General features: G+C 65.5%; 14 protein-coding genes. 10 read left to right on the top strand and 4 right to left on the bottom strand.

Annotated features, from left to right (window positions below; genetic code table 11):
- The 9 genes from MUO23_03185 to ndk form a co-directional block, all read left to right on the top strand.
- Positions 1–267 (top strand): sodium/proton-translocating pyrophosphatase (locus tag MUO23_03185; GenBank protein MCJ7511959.1); only part of this gene is annotated, 267 nt, incomplete at its 5' end.
- Between the two features lie 84 nt (positions 268–351).
- The gene (locus MUO23_03180; protein MCJ7511958.1) at positions 352–2463 is read left to right on the top strand and encodes a glycosyltransferase family 39 protein; all 2112 of its coding nucleotides are present in this window, start codon (positions 352–354) and stop codon (positions 2461–2463) included.
- Positions 2463–4025, top strand: a complete 1563-nt coding sequence (locus MUO23_03175) for an LTA synthase family protein (protein MCJ7511957.1) — start codon at positions 2463–2465, stop codon at positions 4023–4025. Before MUO23_03180 ends, MUO23_03175 begins: the two co-directional genes overlap by 1 nt.
- Positions 4026–4161: 136 nt before the next feature.
- On the top strand, positions 4162–5844 hold the full coding sequence (locus tag MUO23_03170; GenBank protein MCJ7511956.1) for a hypothetical protein: 1683 nt from the start codon (positions 4162–4164) through the stop codon (positions 5842–5844).
- Between the two features lie 134 nt (positions 5845–5978).
- Positions 5979–7178, top strand: coding sequence for a glycosyltransferase family 39 protein (locus MUO23_03165; protein MCJ7511955.1), 1200 nt, complete (start codon positions 5979–5981; stop codon positions 7176–7178).
- 1102 nt (positions 7179–8280) lie between these two features.
- Positions 8281–9831, top strand: a complete 1551-nt coding sequence (locus tag MUO23_03160) for a hypothetical protein (protein MCJ7511954.1) — start codon at positions 8281–8283, stop codon at positions 9829–9831.
- Between the two features lie 160 nt (positions 9832–9991).
- Positions 9992–11023: a histone deacetylase gene (locus MUO23_03155; GenBank protein MCJ7511953.1), complete on the top strand. Its 1032-nt coding sequence runs from the start codon at positions 9992–9994 to the stop codon at positions 11021–11023.
- A gap of 144 nt (positions 11024–11167) precedes the next feature.
- On the top strand, positions 11168–15001 hold the full coding sequence (locus tag MUO23_03150; protein ID MCJ7511952.1) for a tetratricopeptide repeat protein: 3834 nt from the start codon (positions 11168–11170) through the stop codon (positions 14999–15001).
- A 77-nt stretch (positions 15002–15078) separates the two neighbouring features.
- The gene (gene ndk / locus MUO23_03145; GenBank protein ID MCJ7511951.1) at positions 15079–15531 is read left to right on the top strand and encodes a nucleoside-diphosphate kinase; all 453 of its coding nucleotides are present in this window, start codon (positions 15079–15081) and stop codon (positions 15529–15531) included.
- A 231-nt stretch (positions 15532–15762) separates the two neighbouring features.
- Here ndk and rsfS read toward each other — a convergent pair whose 3' ends face one another.
- The 3 genes from rsfS to thpR form a co-directional block, all read right to left on the bottom strand.
- Positions 15763–16032, bottom strand: a complete 270-nt coding sequence (gene rsfS, locus MUO23_03140; GenBank protein MCJ7511950.1) for a ribosome silencing factor — start codon at positions 16030–16032, stop codon at positions 15763–15765.
- A 64-nt stretch (positions 16033–16096) separates the two neighbouring features.
- Positions 16097–16624 (bottom strand): hypothetical protein, encoded by a 528-nt coding sequence (locus MUO23_03135; GenBank protein MCJ7511949.1) that lies wholly within the window; start codon positions 16622–16624, stop codon positions 16097–16099.
- A gap of 37 nt (positions 16625–16661) precedes the next feature.
- Positions 16662–17267 carry an RNA 2',3'-cyclic phosphodiesterase gene (gene thpR / locus MUO23_03130; GenBank protein MCJ7511948.1) on the bottom strand — a complete coding sequence of 202 codons (606 nt, stop codon included), beginning with the start codon at positions 17265–17267 and terminating at the stop codon, positions 16662–16664.
- A gap of 691 nt (positions 17268–17958) precedes the next feature.
- On the opposite strand from thpR, the gene MUO23_03125 reads away from it, so the two are divergent.
- Positions 17959–18987: a L,D-transpeptidase family protein gene (locus MUO23_03125; protein ID MCJ7511947.1), complete on the top strand. Its 1029-nt coding sequence runs from the start codon at positions 17959–17961 to the stop codon at positions 18985–18987.
- Positions 18988–19140: 153 nt separating this feature from the next.
- On the opposite strand, the gene MUO23_03120 is transcribed toward MUO23_03125, so the two are convergent.
- A complete protein-coding gene (locus tag MUO23_03120; protein ID MCJ7511946.1) occupies positions 19141–20418 on the bottom strand; it encodes a response regulator in 1278 nt (425 codons plus the stop codon).
- Positions 20419–20613 lie beyond the last annotated feature (195 nt).

Here is a 20613-nt window from a genome sequence, read left to right as displayed (position 1 = left end):
GGCAAGGGGTCGGAGCGCCACAAGGCGGGCGTGGTCGGCGACACGGTCGGAGATCCACTCAAGGACACCGCCGGACCGGCGCTGAACCCGATGATCAAGGTCGTCAACCTGGTTTCGGTGATCATCGCTCCGATCATCGTGACGTACACGGATCTTGGGGTCGCCGGCTGGCTGGTGGTGGTGGGGCTGGCCGGGCTGCTGGCCTGGTCGGTGAGCCGATCCAAACGGCCGGCGCCGGCTATTGCCAATTCCCCAACGAGCTCCTGATCAGCGCAGGAGAGTACCCGAGGCGGGGCAGTCAACCGACAGCCCCGCCTTTCGCGTTTCTTGCTGGCGAATACAATGGTCGGGATGAGCTCAGATCCCTCGCCCACCGGCCGCCGCATGCCCCCGCCGTGGGCGGTCCCCTTGGGCACGGCTCTCCTCCTCGCCGCCAGGTGGCTGACAACGCCCCGAGGGTTGGATGACCTCGGGATCGAGGCGCTGCGCGACGCAGGGCTGAGCATCCTGCTCTGGTTGCTCGTGGGCGTGCTTGCCGCGGGCACCGGTCGGAGGCTTCTCAGACTCCTGCGTCTCCAGCCGGCCCCCTCCTCCTTCAGTTGGCTGCTTGCCGAGGCTCTCGGCCTGGGGGCGATTGCCTATCTGGTGTTCGCCTTGGGAATGATCGGTTGGCTGACGGCGGCCGCAATCTCGACCCTGCTCCTGGGGCTTTCCATCGTTGCTGCCGAGCCTTCGGCAGAAGCTGTCGCCTGGCTCTTGACAGTGCCGGCCCAAGTTCTGGCGAAGTGGAAGCGCGCCGGGGTCCTGCCCCGGCTGACGCTCGTCCTTCTCACGGCAATCTTCTCCTTCGCCTTCGTGCAGACGCTCACCCCTCCGTGGGACTACGACGGCCTGATGTACCACCTTGTCGGCCCTCGCCTTTTCCTCGAAGTTGCACGCATCTATCCTGTTCCGGACAACTGGTATGTGAACGGGCCTTTCAGCATTGAGATGCTGTTCACGATCGGGATGAGCAGGGGAGACGACGTCTTCCCCAAGCTTGTCCACTACTTGTTCGGCCTGCTGCTCGTGGCCGCCACCTGGCTTACGGCGCGGCGCTGGCTGGGTGGGATCGTCGGATGGCTCGGCGCGGCGATCCTGGTCGGGTTGCCCACGCTTCCCGTGTGGGCTTCGTTTGCCTATATCGATCTCGCCTGGGCGGCGTTCGAATTTCTGGCCCTTGCCTGTGTCGTCGAATGGTGGCGAGCCGGTGAACGCCGGTGGCTGGTCCTGGCGGGCGTCTTCGCTGGGTTGGCGATTGGCACCAAGTACATCGCCGCGGCCGGCCTTGGCCTTCTCGCACTGGCCGTCGTCTGCCTTGGTTTCCAGGCGGGCTGGCGTCGAACGCTGTCCTCTCTCGCGCTGCTCCTCCTCCCCGGGGTCCTCGTGGCGGCTCCCTGGTACGCCAAGAACTGGCTGTGGTTCGGCAACCCGGTCTACCCGTTGTACCTCGGCGGGCCCGAGTGGTCAGCCCGCAGGCTGGAACTGTACATGGGCTATCTCAACGGTTTTGGTGCAGGAAAGGGAATCCTCAGCGCGTTGGCCCTGCCTTGGAATGCCTACGCCCAGCACGAACGTTTCGGCACCGTCATGAATCTGATCGACATGCCCAGCCTGCTGTTCCTGCTTCTGTTTGCCTACCCCTTCCTGCGCAAGAACCGGATCGTGACCCTTCTGCTGGCGATCTCGATTACACGGATCGGGATCTGGTTCGCCGGCTCCCAGCAGCTTCGCTTCCTGCTCCCGATTGCTCCTGCCCTGGCCATCTCATCCGCCTACGTCGTTGACAGGATCGCCGAGGCTCAACGGGAGAAACGCTTGCCCCTCTCCGCACTGCTCCCCTCTCTGACCGTTGGGCTGTTGGCCGTCAGCCTGTTCTATCAACTTGTCATGTTTCGGCAATTCAAACCTCTCCCGGTTTCACTTGGACTGGAGACGAGAAGAGGCTTTCTCTCCCGGATGGTCAAAGATTTCCCGGTGGGTCGCATGGCTGTCGAGGAACTACCTGAGGGTTCCAGAGTGCTGCTGATCGGCGATGGCCGCGGCTACTACTGCTTGCCCGCCTGCCTGCCGGACCCCGATCACTACCGTTGGTCGGCGGAGATCTCCGCCCTTCCCTCCGATGACAGCCTCACGCAGTGGCTGGCTGAGCTTGGCGCGACTCATATCCTGTTCAGCATCGAGGATCTGGATTTCCTTCTGCAGCACGATCAGCAGAACGTCGTGCGCATGGCCGTGGAGCGCCTGACCGCCTACCGTGACCTGGGGTGCCTCAGAGAGGTACAGAGGGACGAATGGGTTGTCCTTTACGAAGCGGTATGTGGTGCCGGAGAGCCCCAGGCTCGGTCCGAAGGCGGCATGGTTCCATCCACGCGGGATGCCTCCCTCATCCGAACGCCTGCCGAATGGAGGTTGGAGAGCTGATGCTGATCCTGGCGGCGTTGTTCCACCCCCTGCTCTTCGCCCTCGTTCCGGTCGTTTCTTTGCTCTCAGCCAACATCGAAGTCGTAGCTCCCGAGGCGGCCCTGCGGCCTGCGCTCTTGATGGTGCTGGTTGCCTCTGGCGCGTTCATCCTGCTTCAACGCCTGCTGCGGCAGGTGGAAGCAGCAGCTGCGGCGGTGTCTCTTGGCATCCTGCTCCTTTCCCAGGGCTTGATCCGCGAAGGCCTCGGCGGGATGATGTACTGGGACACCAAGGGGCTGGTCGCTCGCGCCATCTCTATTCTGTGGATGGCTGCGATCGGCCTGGCCATCTACTCGATCTTGCGATCGCGAACCATCCAGCGCGGCATGAGCGGGGTTCTGCTTCTTGTCGCGATCGCCATGCTGGTACCCCCTGTGATCCGGATTGCCCAGCACGAGACTCAGCTGCGTCAACCTTGGCAACCGGCTCTGCAAGAGATTCCGGGCCTGCCCCCCCACGACCCAGCAGGCTCCCCTCCCGACTTCTACTACATCATCTTGGATGGCTACGGCCGGGAAGACGTCCTCGCCGACCTGTACGGCATCGACAACTCCAACTTTCTTTCCGCGCTGCGAGACCGGGGATTCTATGTTGCCGGCGCCAGCCGGTCGAACTATGGTCAGACGTCGCTTTCGGTGGCATCCTCCTTGAACTTGGCGTACCTCGATGCCGTGAGCGACAGGCTCGGCAGTGACTCCCCGGATCAGCGGCCCATTGCCCGACTGATCCGCTTCAGCCAACTACGTGAGATCCTTGCCCGCCATGGATACGAGTTCATCGCCCTGCCCACCGGATACCGTCGGACGGAAATCGACAATGCCGACGTCTATCCCCGGCAACATCTGTCTGCGACCACGGCCTTCGAGTCGCAGGTACTCGAGAACCTCGGGCTCGGACCCGCGCTCGTCGGGCTTGCCCGGGCAGGGGTCCTGTCCGCCCTGCCCGGATACACAGCCCACCGCCAGCGCCTGGAATTTGCCATGGCGGAAATTGGCCGCCTGGCGACCTTACCCGGACCGAAATTCGTCTTCGCCCACATCGTCCTCCCCCATCCCCCCTTTGCTTACGACGCCGAAGGCGAGGCTGTGAACCCTCCTCATCTGTTCCAGCTGCAAGACGGGAATGAGTTTCCCGGATCGGCGGATGAGTACAGAGCCGGCTATGCGTCTCAGATCGAGTACACCAACCAGCGCGTCCTGGAACTTGTCGATGAGATCTTGGCGGGCGCGAGCCGGCCTCCGGTAATCGTCTTGCAGGCCGACCACGGCCCCGGCGCGGGGCTTAATTGGCTATCCCCCGAGACAACGGACTTGCGTGAGCGAATGAGCATCCTCAATGCGTACTATGCTCCGGCGGCGAGCGGCGCCCTGTATGAGGGAATCACGCCGGTCAACTCTTTCCGCATTCTCCTGAACGAATACCTCGGCTATGACTTGCCTCTCCTGCCAGACAGGAGCGAATTCTCGAACTGGCAGAGACCGTACACCTTCTACGAGGCCCCGATCGAGCCGGCGGATCAATGAGGACGATCACGGCCAGCCACCAAAGGCCAGACTCGAGCCGCACAAGGCCCCTCACCCTTGCGTCGAGAGCCACTTGGGCGCTCCAGGCACAGGCCTCCAAGGCAGATGGCGCGGTGTCGCTCACCTGAGGAATAGGATGGAGATCCTGTCCCTAACTGATGAACCCGCGGGGTTCCCTACTCCCAAGTCCCGAGCAGGCGCTAGCCAGCGATGGCGCAGCGTAAAGTGGTACGACTGGCCCATCCACCCCATCCTGTTCGCGGTGCTACCGGTGATTTCGCTTCTCGCCCCGAACATCTCGCAGATCCACTTAAAGGATGCCGTCCGGCCGCTCCTCTTGTGCCTGTTGCTCGCAGCCGTGGCATGGAGTGTTGCCCGAATCTTCGTGAGGAGTCTCGCCCGATCGGCGTTCGTGGCTTCCCTCTTCCTCTTGCTGTTCTTTTCCTTCGGTCACGTCTACTTGGGGTTCCTTGGCCCGAAGACGGGAGCGATCTTCCAACGGGTCGGCCTGACCGGGCAGCAGAACACCCTCATCCTCACTTGGCTGGCGGTCTTCGTCGGAGGGACGCTGTTGTTGGCGCTCACCAAGGTCCGCGTGGAGCGCTGGACCTTCGGCGTCAACGCCATCGCGCTGATCGCCATGCTCTTCCCACTGGGCACGGTGATGGTGTATGAGTACTCCATCGGCAGGCCGTACCCCCTCCCCGACCAGGAAATCCCGTCGATTGAGGCAACTCTGCCTCTGGCGGATGATCCTCCAGACATCTACTACATCATCCTCGACGGCTATGCCAGGTCCGATGTGCTCAAGGCGATCTACGGCATCGACAATGGGGAGTTCCTTCGGGAACTGGAGATATTGGGTTTCACGATCGCCGACGAGAGTCGCTCCAACTACATTCAGACTACACATTCATTGGCATCGGCGCTTAACATGACCTACCTGGAAGAGGTCGCCGCCAAGGTAGGCCCCGATGCCAACCGGCGGCTGCCGCTCGCCCGCCTGATCCGCTGGAGCCGGGTCAAAGAGACACTGGACTCCCGCGGGTACACATCCTACGCTTTCGAGACCGGTTCGCGCACGGCGGAACTTGACAACGCCGACGAATATCTCGTACCTCCTGGCGGCCTGCCGACGAATCTCGAACGGCTGATGCTCGAAACCAGCAGCCTGGTTTTGCTGCCCCAGCTGGCAACTGTCATCAGCGATGTCGAAGGGAATCTGAGCGCCCGGGCACACCTTGCGCGCATTCAATTCGCCCTCGAGAGCCTGCCGACGATTGCTCGAGAGCCCGGGCCAAAATTCGTCTTCGCTCATATCCTGACACCTCACCCGCCTTTCATCCTCCTTCGCGACGGCAGCCTGGCAGACCAACGCATTCCGTTCAGCTTCGACGACGGCAACGGCTTCGACGGCTCTCCCTCGGAGTATCTTTCGGGATACTCGGAACAGGTCCAGTTCATCACCCCGGCGATCCTGAGATCGATCCGCGGAATCCTCGCCAACTCGGCCCATCCCCCCATCATCATCCTGCAGGCAGATCATGGACCCGGGTCTGGGTTGGTCTGGGACTCGATGGAAGAGTCGGATGTCCGCGAGCGAACGGCCATCCTGAATGCCATCCTGCTGCCCGGGGCGCCGCCAGATACGGTCTATCCCTCCCTGACGCCAGTCAACACCTTCCGGATCGTCTTCAACGAGGTATTCGATGCTCAAATGGCCCTTCTTCCCGACAGTAGCTACTTCTCGACCTGGGACAGGCCGTACGACTTCCTTCTGATCCCGGAGGAAAGGCTGAGAACAAACGGACACCCTTAGGATGAAGACAGCCGCATGGTCTCCAGCCAACCGCCGAGGACTGCGATTCCACTTCCCGACTTCAATCGAGTGGTCGGTGGATTGCCTCGCCGCGTGGGGCACTGGGAGGCGCGATCCGGCTAGCGTTCGCAGCCATGGCTGATCGCGGACCTCGTGGCCGCTGGCTTCATGCCGCCCTGCTGGCCATCGGGCTGGTCGCAGCCCTGCGCCTCGCCCTGGGGATGCTGATGGGCCTGGCGTGGACGATCGGGCGCGGCAGCCTCGATCCCCAGTGGCTAGCGGGGATGTACGGTCACTTGCGGGTACCCGAGTCGCCGACTGGCCAATTCCTTCTCGGCGTGTGGCCACGTTGGGACGCTGTCCAGCACTTGAACCTCGCCATGCGGGGCTACTTCGATATGGGCGAGGGCTCAACCGTCTTCTACCCCCTGTTCGCGGCCCTGACCCGCGGCGTCTCGTACCTCTTCGGAGGCAACTTCATCCTGGCGGGGTTGGCGGTGGCGACGGTCGCAACGGCCCTGGCGTTCGTGTTCCTCATGGCGCTCGGCCAGCACTTGTTTGGGGACCAAGCCGGAAAGTGGGCCGCCATCGCTCTGGCCGTCTACCCGACGGCGGTGTTCCTGATCGCTCCTTTCACCGAGTCGCTGTTTCTGGCATTCACCCTCGGCGCATTCCTCGCAGCCTACCGAAACCGGTGGATCGTGGCAGCTGTCCTGGCGGCTCTTGCCAGCTTGACGCGCGGACCAGGGGTAGCGGCGGCGGTGTCCTTCGCCATCCTGGGCTGGTTGCAGTGGAGGGAGCGAAAGACTGCTCAGCGCAGCCCTTCTCTGCTTGCCGTCGGGATCGCCGTCCTCGCTCCGATTGTCGGCGGTGCCGCCTTTCTGGCATGGCGGTCATACGCCGGCTTCCCGCCGATGCTGGCGGTGTTGCAGGAGTACGTCGGCACCTCCGTCGTCGACCCCGCTACCGGGCTCGCCCTGGCGCTCGGCCAGTGGATTCGAGTCCGTGACGCACCTACCACCTTCGACCTTCTGTCAGCGATCGCGTTCTTGGGGGTCACCGGCGCGATGATTGCCCGCAAGCGATGGAGACGGCCGGAGCTGTTGGCCTACATGCTCATCAACCTGGTCGTGCTGCTGAGCAGGCATACCGTCGGCGCGGCGTCCCTCAAGTCCTTGTCCCGGTACGTCTTGGTCCTGTTCCCGGCTTTTCTGGTTGTAGGCGACTGGTTGGCGGCTGTACAGCCTCGCACGCGCTTCTGGTATCTGACCGCCAGCAGCTGCCTGCTGCTGTTGTGCAGCGTCCTCTACGTCTTCTGGGTCTTCCTCGGCTAAGCCCCGCAGATGCTCGGGGATGGAGACCAGGCCACGCCCCAACCCGCCCCAGGGCGCGGCCCTTCCTTCTTGCCCGCCAGGCTTACTGGCCGCCGATGGTCCGAGCGCTAACCGGAGAGGCTCCGCGCAGGGCGGCGAATGGGTTGCGCAGGCCTTGCTGCTACTGGCTAGGGTGGGCGACATCATCCATCTTCCCGCCGTGGGCGATCTGTGCCTCGCGCGTTTTCGCACCCTGGACTGAGAGTTCTCCGAGGGCAAACCCCTCTTTCGTGCAAGGCAGGCCTCTCAGACGGGTGGCACCCGTACGCGGTTGATTCCTCCCACCTTCACCGGGGCGGACCGGACCGCCAGGTGGAGTACCCGCCAGTCGCCTCAGGTGACGTATACTTCACTGAATTGTTCATGGCCTTGGGCTGAGTGTCGTGTCGAAGATTGGAGCGCCGCTATCTCGGCAGCCGATCGCCATCCTGGTGCGCTCGCCCGACCAGCTTGCTCTTGCCCCCCTGGAGGAACCTCGCCTCCTCCTGAGCCTTCGAAATCCGTTCGGGGCGGTGCCGGCATGGACGGTGCGCAATCAGCCATCCACGGCGAGATGCGCGGCCGAATCGCCTCCCATCCGGCTTCCAAGGTCTATGTCCACAGCTCCGAGGACTCCCACTGCCCGCCCCACGACCCACCACGACGGAGCCAGCCTCATTGCCTCCGATCCCGCCAACCAGCCCCACTTGGGCATGGGGGGCACAAGCGAGGCATGGGGCTCATCCGGGAGCGGCATCGATGCGCCGACTCCGCCCTCAATCGCTTTGCCCGAGTCATCGCCAAGCGGGGACCGGGCACCAATTGTCCACCTTGCGAGAGACCGCGCGATGGCCGTCCGGAGTCCTCGGAGCCCGGGACACCATCGCCTGCCAGGTTCCGGATCGGTGCGCACGCCATGGCCCGAACCCTCGTCCCCAAGGCCAAGCCGCGAGAGTTTCGCGGGGACGCCCTCAGGGCCAAGGGGTCTGCCGATCGGAGGAACACTCGATTTGACCCGAATCGCTTGCCGGCAGGCTGCCGCCTCATGGTTACTCCTGACTCCGCTGAGCGGGGTGTTTGAGGCATGAAGCCGCTCAACCACGCCCACGTCGTGGCTTTCGCGCTGCTTCCCGCTGTTTCCCTGCTCGGCCACAACATTGACATGGCGCCGCCAAGCCACGCGCTTCGGCCTGCCCTGCTTTCCCTTTTGTTGATGGGGATCAGCCTTGCCCTTTTCAACCGATTGTTTCGGGATCTCGCCAAGGCGTCGGCCCTCACATCCATGCTCCTGATTCTCTTCTTCTCCTATGGCCACGTCTACTCAGGGCTGGTGACCGAGGGGACATTCCGGCTATTCGCTCGCGCCGGGCTGGTCGGGCGGCACGAAATCCTGGCTCCAACGTGGCTAGCGCTGTTCCTGCTCGCCGCATGGGCGATTTCTCGCATGCGGCAGCGGGTGACCACGCTCTCGTCCGCCCTGAATGTGATGGCCGTGGCCGCTCTAGCTGTGCCTCTGATGCAAATCGTCCTCTACGAATACCAGATCTCTCAACCGTGGCAAGAACCCCCGCAGACGGCCTCTGCGAATGCGCCCGGGGATTGGCCGGACATCTACTACATCGTCGTGGATGGCTACGCAGGCGAGGATGTACTCCGGTCCATCTACCAGTACGACAACGGCCCCTTCCTTGACAAGATCGCGGACCTTGGCTTCCTTGTGGCAGGGCAAAGCCGCAGCAACTACATGCAGACCTCGCTGTCCCTGGCGAGCTCGCTCAACCTCGAGTACATCGACACCCTCCAGCCGGCCCTACCCTCATCGGGGGACGATCGCGCCCCGCTGGCCCGGCTGATCCGATGGAGCGCCGTGCGCCGCTTCCTTGAGGATCACGGCTACCGCATCGTTGGGCTGCCGTCGGGCTACCGCGTGACAGAGCTAGAGAACGCCGATCTCTACCTTCGCGCCCCTGTGGGCGCATCCACCACGCTGGAGCGCCTGGCCATTGAGACCAGCGGATTGGTGCTCCTGAAGGACCTGGCCGCGGCTCTCGGCGTGCGCTTGTCCCCCCCGGGGTACCAGGCCCACCGCGATCGATTGCTCTTCACCTTGGACCAGCTTCGCCAGAGCCCGTCGATTCCTGGCCCCAAGTTCGTCTTCGCCCACATCATCCTCCCGCACCCTCCCTTTGTCTTCGATGCCGACGGCGCGCCGGTCTTGCAGGACCGTCCATTTACCCTGATGGATGGGGACGCGTTCCTTGGGACACCCGACGACTACCTCTCCGGCTACCGAGCCCAGGTTTCCTACCTGAACAGTGTCTTGCCTGATATTCTCCGTTCGTTGATCGAGAAGTCGCCCAGACCCCCGATCATCGTTCTCCAGGCCGATCATGGACCTGGCTCCCGGTTGGATTGGCACTCGGCCGGACAAACCGACCTCACGGAACGCACTTCGATTCTCAACGCCTACTATCTGGCGGGCGAAGGTAGCCCTCTCTTCTATGAGACGATTACGCCCGTCAATAGCTTTCGCCTGGTGTTCGACAAGGTCTTTCATGCCAACTACCCTTTCCTTGAAGACCGAAGCTACTTCTCCACCTGGGAGCAGCCTTACCACTTCATCGCTGTGCCGTAGTCATCCCCGCCCGCCGGGCGCAACCTGCGGCGGATTCGGGCGGTCGGCAGCCGGAATCCAACTTCGAGCCGCTTCCCGCCCTGTCCTGGCGCTGGTCACGGATACAATCCCCAGGCCGTGAACATGCGGGCCGACGCCGAGCAGAGAGCAGCCAGACTCGATGACCATCGACCTGCCTGTCGCCGTGGCCTACGTCCCCTCTCGAGACCACGTCGTCGCCGGCCATCCTGAGAATCCGCAGCGGTTCGAGGCGCTGCAAGCCATGATCGCTGGGGTTCCCTCCGGTCGGTTGACGCAGCTCGATCCTCGCCCTGCAAGCGATGCCTTGCTCGACCCCGTCCATCCTCCCGCCTACCTGCGCGCCCTGCGCGAAGCGTGCCTGCAAGGGCCGGCCATCATCGACTACGCCCCGACCTTTGTCACCCCCAGTTCGTATGAGGATGCGCTACTTGCGGCCGGCGCCGTGGCCGAGGTGGCGGCGGCCGTCTGGGACCGGCGAGCCCCAACTGGATTCGCGATCATCCGCCCGCCCGGGCATCACACCACGGCGAAACGGGCCATGGGCTTCTGCCTGCTCAACAACATCGCCATCGCCGCTCGCCATGTGCAGTCGCTCGGCTGCGAACGCCTGATGATCATCGACATCGATGTCCACCACGGGAATGGCACCCAGGAGATCTTTCAAGCCGACCCCACCGTCCTCTATCTGTCCACCCACCAGTTCGGCATCTACCCGGGGACGGGAGCCATCGACGAGACGGGCACCGGCCCGGGGGAGGGCACCACCGTCAACCTTCCGCTGCCTGGCTATTCCGGCGATAGCGCTCTTCTCGCCGCTGCCGAGCAGATCGCCTTCCCACTGGCCCAGCGCTTCCAGCCCCAAATGATCCTGGTCTCGGCCGGATTCGACACCCACTGGCGCGACCCCCTCGCCAATCTGCAGCTCTCGTGCGCCGGGGCTTATCGGCTCCTCCGCATGCTGGCGGAGTTGGCCGACTCGGTATGTGGCGGCAGGCTGTGCCTGAGCCTGGAAGGCGGCTACGACCCCCAGGCCTTGGCCGGCTGTGTCGAGGCGTCGCTGTGCGCAATCGCCAGCCTGCCTCAGCCGCCCGACCCACTCGGCTCTGCGCCCTACCCGGAAGCCGACTCGACACGGGTGCTGGCGACTGCCCGCCAGGTCCACAGACTGTAGCCGGATCCCCCCGGAACCCACGAGCGTGTGGCACGCCACTGGCAACCAGGCAGGCACGCCGGGCGGCCCGCCCGGGAATGCAGGACTCCGGCGAGGCTTGCGCTACTCCTCCAAGTGGGGCATACTCTGAAAAACAAGGGGAAAATGGCAGAAATCGCCCTGCGGACCTATGTGAAAGAAATCGACGAGTCGATCGAGCAAGAGCAGCTCGATCAGTCGATTGCCCATTGCCGCCACATCCTCGAGACTTACCCCAAGCACCTCGACACCTACCGCCTGCTCGGCAAAGCCTACCTGGAGGCCAAGCGCTACGGAGACGCGGCGGACCTGTTCCAGCGCGTCCTGTCGGCGGTCCCAGATGACTTCGTGGCTCATGTGGGCATGTCCATCGTACGCGAGGATGAAGGGAACCTGGATGCCAGCCTCTGGCACATGGAGCGGGCCTTCGAGACCAACCCGGCCAACCCAACCATCCAGCAGGAACTGCGCCGCCTGATCGGCCGGCGGGATGGGATGGAACCCCACAAGGTTCGCCTGACCCGAGGTGCGCTGGCCCGGATGTACGCCCACGGAGAGCTGTACCAGCAAGCCGTGGCCGAACTGCGTTCGGCGCTGAATGAAGATCCCGAACGCCCGGACCTGCAGGTCCTTCTGGCCAACCTGTACTGGCGCATGAACCAGCGTCAGGAGGCCTTCGGCGTCAGCAAAGCGATCCTTGAGAAGCTGCCCTTCTGCCGCGACGCCAACCGGATCCTCGCCACCTCACTCCAAGGTGCGGACAAAGTCGAAGAGGCGGCCTCGTATCACCGGCGCCTGGCTGCCCTCGATCCTTACGCCGCTTTCGTCGAATCGGCCATGGTCGAGCCCTCGACCGTGGACGCGGCCTCGGTCAGGCTGGAGAAACTGGCCTGGTCCCCCGGCCAGTCGCTGACCCCTCTGGCGCAAGGCAGGCCGGTTTGGGCTGCCTCCCTCGGCGCAGAACTCAAGAGCCAGAAGCCGGCGCCGGCGCCGGTCAACCTGCCCTCCTGGCTCGAATCTCAGCCCGCGCCTGAGCCGGCCCCGATCCCCGCCCCCCGTCAACCGGCGGAAGGCGTCCACCCCTTCGCCGGCGCCAAGGCTCCACCTGAGGCGCCCATTCCGGAGTGGATGGGGGAAGCCGGCTGGCATCCCTCGAAGGGCGAAGCTGCGGAGGGGCCGGTGGCCTTCAGCGACAGCGAGCTGGAGGGTTTGGCTGGACCCGAGGGTGTTCGGCCTGCACAGCCGCTCGCCGCAGCCGAGATGCCAGGATGGCTGAGTGAGATATCCCCGCCTTCCCAGCCAGCGGGCCCAGCCGAAACCAGTGAGGCACCACCAGGCGGAGGACCGCCGCAGTGGATGAAGGAAATCCAAGCCATGGCAACCCCGGCCGCCGCGGCGGCGGCGCTCCATGCTGCCAGCAGCAAGCAGGACGAAACCGCCGCCGGCTCCCTGACGCCTGAAGCACGGACCCCTGAGTCTCCGGACGAGTCAACCGTCGACAAGCTCGAGCGCGCGGAGCTACCCACCTGGCTGGATGATGTGGCCCCTGGGGCAAGCGAGACGATCGTCTACTGGCTTGGTGATCGTGACAAGCCTGGGTCCGCCGACGCCGAGCCCCTCGATCTGGAGGCGTCCGGTGTGCCAGAAGGGGCTCCCGATTGGCTGCAAGAAGCCGCGGCCGAGGAAGTCGGATTCGAACCTGCCAGCTCAGAGCCGAAGTCGCTACCCCCCGCCGAGCTCCCCGGATGGCTGAGTGGAGTCGCCATTGCTGCCGCCCAGGAACCCGAGCAGGCAAACCCCCCTGAGCTCGCCGGCTTAATGGACGAGACCTCTGAGCCCCCGGCTCAGCCGGAGTTTGAAGCAGAAGACCGTGGCCCCTCCGCCGAGGAGGCCCCCGATTGGCTGCGCTCAATCCTCGGCTCAGAACCTGAGCCGGAGGACTATGCGCAATTGCCGGATGGGGTGGATGCCCGGGCATCGGCAATGGATGCCGAGCCGTCTTGGCTGGAGGCCTCTTCCGAGGAAGGCCAGGGCGAAGAGCCGCCCGATTGGCTCGCTCGCTTGACGGCTCCCCAGGAGCAGCCGGCAGAAGCCGAACTAGGTGAGGCGCTGCCTGAGCCCGCCGGCGATGCGAGCGGTGCTCCCGTTGCCTCGGCCGCCGCGGCTGCCACCTCGATCGACTGGCTGCGCGGCCTTCTGGAACCCTCCCCAGAGGAGCAACCGACGCCAACCGAAGGTGAACCAGAGCCTGAGGCTTGGCTGGAAGACCTGGCCGAGCCGGCGGGTGCGTCATCCGGTCTGCCTGCCGAAGCCGCCACGGCCGCTGTCGGGAGCGATGACTGGCTCCGGGGCATGGTCTCGGAATCCGCCGACGAGCCCGTTGAGTCCCCTTCGTTCGAGTTGGAGCAGCCAGAATGGCTCGGGCGTCTTGTGGCCTCCGAAGCCGCCGAGCTCCCTGGTGGACCGCTGGAGACCCCGGACTGGGTCAAGGCGTTGGCGGCGATGGAGCCCGGCGCGGTTCCCGAGCAGTCCTTGGAGGCCGAGGAACTGCCGGCGCCAGAATGGCTTGGACGTGTCTTGGCCCCCGACGTGGAAGCCTCAGGCGAGGCTGGCCCTGCTGAGGACGAAGCGATGCTGGATGAGCCCCCGCCTTGGGCCCAGCCCGCCGAGCAAGACCTGGTTCCGGCGCCTCCGGGCGGGCGTGCCTTCACCGGAGCGGGCTCCGGCCGACTGGTCCCCGGCGAGCCCGAGCGTACCGCAGCGGGTGTGGCGTCCGATACCCCGGACTGGCTCCGGGAGTTTGCCGACGCGGCTTCCGACGAGACCGCTGCGCCGACCACGCGCTCCGCAGCGGCTGCCCCGCCCCCGCCCGACCTCGAGTATGAAGGCGCATTGGATTGGCTGCGCGAAGGGGAGACCGGCCCGATCGGCCCCGAGGAGGGCGAAGGGCCTCCGCCCTTGGTGGCTTCCGTTGCCAGCACGCCGACCGGGGAGGTCGATGACGAGGAGATATTCCGCTGGCTGGAGGATCTCGCCCAGCGGCAGGACGACGAAGGCGTTCCCTCGGGGGTCATCCCGCGGGCCGAGATGCCATCCGTGCTGCCCGCCCCGACCCCTCCGTCTCGGGCGCCGATTCCCGAGGATGCTCAGGCTGGCATGGAATGGTTGGACCAGCTGGCGGGCGTCCAGGAACCAGCTGCAGCCATGACGGGCACCGCGGCGGCTACCCTATGGGGGCAAACAACGGCAGAGGTGCCCGCCTCCCCTGCGCCGATCGAAGAGGTGACAGCCGTGGAACAGACCCCGCCGACACCGCCCCAGCCGGAACGCCCTGCTGCTCCACCGCCCGAACCCGAGGAGGAAGACATCACGATCTGGCTCAGGAGCTTGAGCATGGCGCAGCCCGAGCCCGAATCGCCGCCACCCGTGGCTGAGCCGCAGCCTGCTGCACCTGCCGCCGCCCGTGGCCTTCCGGCGCCGGCCGCTGTGGCGCCACCCCCTCCGCCAGCAGAGGTCCCGCCTTCGCCGGAAGTCCCGCCCAAGAAGCCCACGTGGACGCCGGTGGATGAGGCGTGGCTCCAGCCAGCACCGCCGGCCCCCGCGGCGCCTCCTGCACCTGAGGTCGTCCTGCCGCCCGTTGTGGCCCCGCCCGCGACCGCCCCCTCGGCCGAGGCGGCGGGTGCTGCTCGGCCCAAGCTCAAGAGCCCCGGCGGCGCCGACGCCCTGGCCCGTGCCCGACAGCACTTGTCCAAGGGCGATTTTGACAAGGCATCCAAGGACTATGCTACGGTCATCAAGAAGAAGTATGAGCTTGAGACTGTCATCACCGAGCTCCGAATGGCGGCCGAGCACTTCCCGAGCGAAGCCGGGCTCTGGCAGCTTCTTGGTGACGCCTACATGCGCGCCGAGCGGCTGGACGAAGCCGTAGACGCCTACAATCGCGGCATCAAGGCCGGCTGACAGCCGGGAGTCAGCACCCAGAAGGTCAAACCTGCAGAACTCGGGGACCCCCCGAGTTCGCATTTGTGGAGGCAAGGTTGGAGAAGACGCTGGTTCTCATCAAGCCGGACGCCGTCCAGCGTGGCCTGATCGGCGAGATCACCGCTCGGCTCGAGCGCCGCGGCTTGCGTCTCGTCGCAGCCCGATTCCTTCAGGTCGACAAGCAGCTCGCCGAGAAGCACTACGCTGTGCACAAAGGCAAGCCCTTCTACGAAGGACTGATCGCTTACATCACTTCCTCCCCAGTCGTGGCCATGGTCTGGGAAGGGCCATCGGCTATTGCGGCCGTCCGGCAGACCATGGGCGCCACGCGGCCGACCGAGGCCGCGCCGGGCTCCGTCCGCCATGATTTCGGCCTTATGGTCGGCCGCAACCTGACCCACGCCTCCGACTCCCCGGAGACCGCGGCTGAGGAAGTCGCCTTGTGGTTTTCACCAGCCGAACTGGTGGTCTGGAGCCGGGAGGCCGATCGCTGGGTTTTCGAGGCCTAGTCAGAGCCGGGGCGGGCCGCCCCCGTTCGAGGAGCTGGGCGCAACGCATTCCTGCAGCCTGACAGGCCCACGTCTGGCTGCGATTGCCCCAGGTCCATAGGCTCGGTCCACAACGAGGCTTCGGCGAGAGCGAATCGTAACGGGGAGCAGGCTTCCGCCCTACTCCCCTTACTCAGGCCTGGATGTGGCTAATTCAGTAGCAGGCACTGCACCGGCCGGAGGGCGTGGGCCTCAGGGCATATGCACGAGCCGACGTCCGTCGCGCCACAATTCCTCGAGGGCATAGTACTGGCGGACGGCAGCCAGAAACAGATGGACCACAACCGGGCCGAAGTCCAACAGGACCCATCCGCTGGAGGCGGTTCCCTCTTGGGCCCGGCAGGTGATGTGATGTCTGCGCTTCACGCCCCGGCTGGCCTCGTCCGCCAGCGCTCCTAGCGTCCGCTCGCTTAACCCGGAACACAGGACGAAATAGTCGGTGAAGGTTCCGACCTCCGTCAGATCCAGCAGCAGGATATCCTCGCCCTTCTTCTCTGCCAGAAGATCGACCAGCGTGCGTGCTAGCTCAAGTCCTTCGATGAGCCGCCTCCTCCCATCCCCCAGGCCGGCGAACCGTCAACGCCGCGGCAAGGGCAGCCTCAGCAGGCTCGGCGGGGGATTGTGCCTGGAGCCCGGGTTTCCGCCCGCCCGCCGGGCTCTCTGCCTCCGAAGTTGCCAGCCCGATCACCTGCCTGCCGGCCTTGAGCGCCAGCGCAATCTCGGACAGGGTGCCATCACCCCCGCCAATCGCAATGACCGAATGCGCGCAGGCAACGAGCAACCCGTTGCGCCCAGCCTCCATCCCAGTCGGAAGGCAGACGGACAGCCCTCGGTCGCCTGACTCTATCACCTTGCCGGGCAAGATTCCAACGCTCGTGCCTCGTGCCAGGCGGGCGCCGCGGCAAGCGGCCCCCACGATCCCTGCCCTTCCGCCGCAGAGCAGCTCGGCCTCGGCCAGGGCCAGCCTGCGCCCGAGGTCATCGGCGGCCTGGCCTTCATCCATCGAACACCTGGCGCAGCCCACCACGGCCACTTGCAGCCAAGCCGTCTTCACGAAGCCTGCAGCTTGACCAGCTCGAGCCTCCTGCGGATCAGGTTTCGCCCTCCGCCAACCTCTCGGCAGGGCCTCCAAGCACATGCCGGCTGACCACCCTGTACACGGCCCCAGTTGGCCGAAGCTGGCTCTGGATCAGCGCCACCTTGTCTGACGTCGTCGGCAGCGGATCGAGCGCCGGCGCGGTCTTGAGCAGGTGCGCCAGGGTCGCCGCCGGCTCACGCCCGATCCCATCTCGGACCCGCCCCAGCGTCAGGTGTGGTCGGAACGGCTTGGTCTCAGGCTCGAACCCCAACTTGCCCAATGCGGATTCAACGCCGGCCTGCAACGCGGCCACAGTCCCGTCAGGGTCCTCCAGACCCACCCAGATGACCCGGGCCCGGTCGGGGTTCGGAAATGCTCCCAAGCCGGAGACCGTGAAGGCACACCGCGGGTGGCGGGCGGTTGCCTCGTTGAGGGCGGTCGAGATGGCTTCGGCCTTCACAGCCTCAACGTCCCCGAGGAACTTCAACGTCAGGTGGATCCCGTCGGGCTGAACCCAACGCACCCACTCCGGCTCCGTCCCATGCTGTAGGTCAGCCTGTGTCCGCCAGAGCCTCTGGCGAACGGGTGGCTCAAGTTCCAGGGCGACGAACAAGCGCATTCGCACCGAACCTCTCCTTTCCTCTCCCCATCGATACCGTCAGCCCCTTCGGCTCTTTCTTGGACCCCGCTCTGCACGCTCTCATCGGCCCAGGGCAAGCCGGCTGCAGAAGAGCCCTCAGGCGAGAAGAGGACTTGGAAGTTGCCTGGGATTGGGCGAATCCCCAACCCCGACAGGTGCCGCTTCCTCGGCGTTGCGGCAAGCTTTTCAGCCAGCTCCTTGGCCCGCCTTGGCGAGTCCAGAATTCCTTTTCTCGGCTTGGTGCGAGGATACAACGCATCCTCGAAGTTGGGGTATTGGGGGACCCACCCCGATCCGACGGCCCGAGTGAAGCATTGGGCGAAGGAGTGCACGCCGTACATGGCGCGTGCGGGCAGGCGTGCAACCAGGTGCGATCGGGGTCATCGGCCCGACCGGGCAGCCTCCGCCCGCGCCCGAGGTCGGGCAGTTGATGCCGCTCGGGTGGGCACCTAGCATGTAGGGCTGGCGGGATCTCGTCTGCGCCCAAACCCCCGACTTGGCGCCCGCCGGAAGCTGTCCGAGGGTGGCCACATGGCCGGAATGCGCCCGGCTGGATGTGCAATTCAGCACGGATCCTTCCACACCGGACCTGCCCGGGAACAGCCGGGCGGCCATCGAGGGATGTCCTATTGATGCCGATGCCAGTCGTCGGTAGAATTCATTCGCTCCGATGAACCTCTCACGCCGCGACTTCCTGCGTTCGACGGTTGCCGGCCTGGCTGCGCTGGCTGTCCCTGCCCACGGGCGGGTGGCGGCCGAGAGTCGGCCGCCGAGCCTGGGCCGGGTGGCAGCCACTTGGATCGGGCTGTACGCCGAGCCCAACTTTCGGTCCAACCGGCTGACGCTGCTCAAGCGAGACGAGCTGATCCCCCTTCTGGCTGAGGAAGAGGCCCAGGACGGCCCCAAGCACAACCCGCTCTGGTACCGCCTCGGCGATGGGTATGCTCACTCCGGCAGCATTCAGCCGGTGCGTTGGGAGCCTCAGCAACCCGTCGAGTCCATTCCGGAGCCGGGGCGCCTGCTCGAAGTCTCCGTCCCCTTCACCCGGGCCTACGCCCGCCCCGATCCGGCCTCCGACCCCGTGTACCGGCTTTATTTTGAGTCCACCCATTGGGGCGAGCAGGCGGAGTACGGGATCGATGGCCGGGTGTGGTACCGGCTGGTGGATGACCTGCTGCACATTCGTTACTACGTTCGAGCGGAGCACATGCGCCTGATCGCCTCGGAAGAACTCACCCCGATCTCACCTGACGTTCCACAGGAGCACAAGCGTATTGAGGTCTCGCTCGCCTCACAATCGCTGGTGGCCTACGAGAACGATCACCCGGTTCTAGAGGCCAAGATCTCGAGCGGCATCCCCAACGACACGCCCGGGCCGAACGGCATCCCCACCGCAACCCCCAATGGCCGGTTCTACATCGACAAAAAGATGCCTGTGCGTCACATGGGAGACGGCAACATCACCTCGGACCTGGAGGCCTACGAGCTTCCGGGGGTGCCGTGGGTCTCGTTCTTCCACCACACCGGCGTCGGTTTCCACGGCACCTACTGGCACAACGATTTCGGTCGGCCGCGCAGCCACGGCTGCGTGAACATGCGAACCAGCGAGGCCAAGTGGTTGTATCGCTGGACGCTGCCCGAGGTCGATCTGAACACGACCCTGCAGATCGGCCGGGGCACCCAGGTGACGGTCGTCTAGTCCGCCGCCCGGCCTCAACCCGGCCGCCTCTCGACCAGAGCAGCCAAGGTCCACCACACCCCGGCCCGCCTGGCCGGCTGCCACCGGGTCGCGCCCTGGCTTCGGCCCGCGGGGCGCGCCGTCGATCCGCCCTGGGGCCTCAAGCTGGACGTCTCAGGCAGAACCGGAGTGCCGCTTGACCTGGTTCAGCAGGTCCGGAAGCTTGCCGGTTTCACCGAAGCCGCTGGCGCCGCGCCGGATGGCTGCCCGGCCTTCGGCCTCACTCATGGCCTCGGCCATCACCACGATCTGCATGCTCTCCGAGAGTCGGCGCAGCCGGCGCAACAGCCAGTAGTCCCGCGCCTGGGCGACCTGAGCATTGACCAGGACCACGGCCGGTTCGAGGCGCTCTGCCAGCACCAGGGCCTCCTCGGCCGCCATCGCCTCCGTCACCCGGAAGTCCTGCTGCTGCAGCATCACGATCATGGCCTCGCGCAGGGCGGTGTTGGGCTCGACCACCATCACTCTCGCCGATCGGCGCAAGCCGGCCGACAGCACCGACTGGATGGTCGCCAGGATGGCGCCGGTGCCGCTAGGTCGGACGACGAAGCCGACCGCCCCCACTTGTCGCGGGTCCTCCTCGTCCGTCCCCGAGGTCAGAAACAAGACCGGGGTATTGCGCGCAGTTCGATCCTGCTTGATCAACGTCGCCAGATCGAACGGGGGAGGGTCGCGCAACATCACGTCGAGCATTACCAGGTCCGGCCTTTCCTGCCGCACCAGCGGCAGCACATCCGAACCGTGCTCGGGAACGACCAGGGCATAGCCGGCTTGCTCCAGATCCGAAGCCAGCAGCCCCCGCAGTTCGAGGTCTTCGACCATCAGGAGCAGGGTCTTGGTGCCCGGGTGTAAGGACGACAGACGATCCTCGACCGCCCGCTGCACCGCCTGCACTCCGGGCGCAACCTCGCGCCCCGCCCACAGAGGCAGGGTCAGCCGGATCTCAGCCCCCTGCTCGCGGCTCCAGCTGGCGCTGAGCGATCCCTTCCAGGACGCCGCCAGCGCCTCGGCGCGCTGCAGCTCAAGCCGTGGGTCTCCCTCGGGCGCAGTCGGCCCTTGGGGCTTCTCCAGGCTCTTCACCGCCTCCGGGCGCACCTGGTCCGGCGGGACCCGCACCGAGACCAGTGCGGCTGGAATGCCCTCCAACGCCTCGGGAGACGCCAATTCTGCCCGGACCCGCACTTCGCCCTGGGCGACCCAGCCGGCGGCAACCCCCACCAGTGCCTCAACCAGGGCCGGCAGCTCTTCGGCCTGTGCTCTGACCGCAGGCAAATGGGCAGGGTACTCGGCGATGATGGCGACCTGGCGCTCGCCGAGCGAGGCGACAGCCCGCCGCACGGCCTCCTCGATCACCGGCGGCAACTCGACGGCGACCATGGATGTCACGTGCATGCGCGCCCTGGCGCTTGAGAGGGGTGTAACCATGAACCGTGCATGGCTGTCAATAACTGTACCGGAAGGATACACCCTTCCTCCTTGCCGCCACCTTACAGATTCGACACCCTCCAGGTGGGGTTGTAGAATCGCCCCATGCAAGCTCAGGTTGCCGTCGCCAAGGTCGGGAAGTATGCCACTCCGGAGAGCGGC

Source organism: Anaerolineales bacterium (assembly GCA_022866145.1).
GTDB lineage: Bacteria > Chloroflexota > Anaerolineae > Anaerolineales > E44-bin32 > PFL42.
This window is presented reverse-complemented; position numbering and strand designations above follow the sequence as displayed.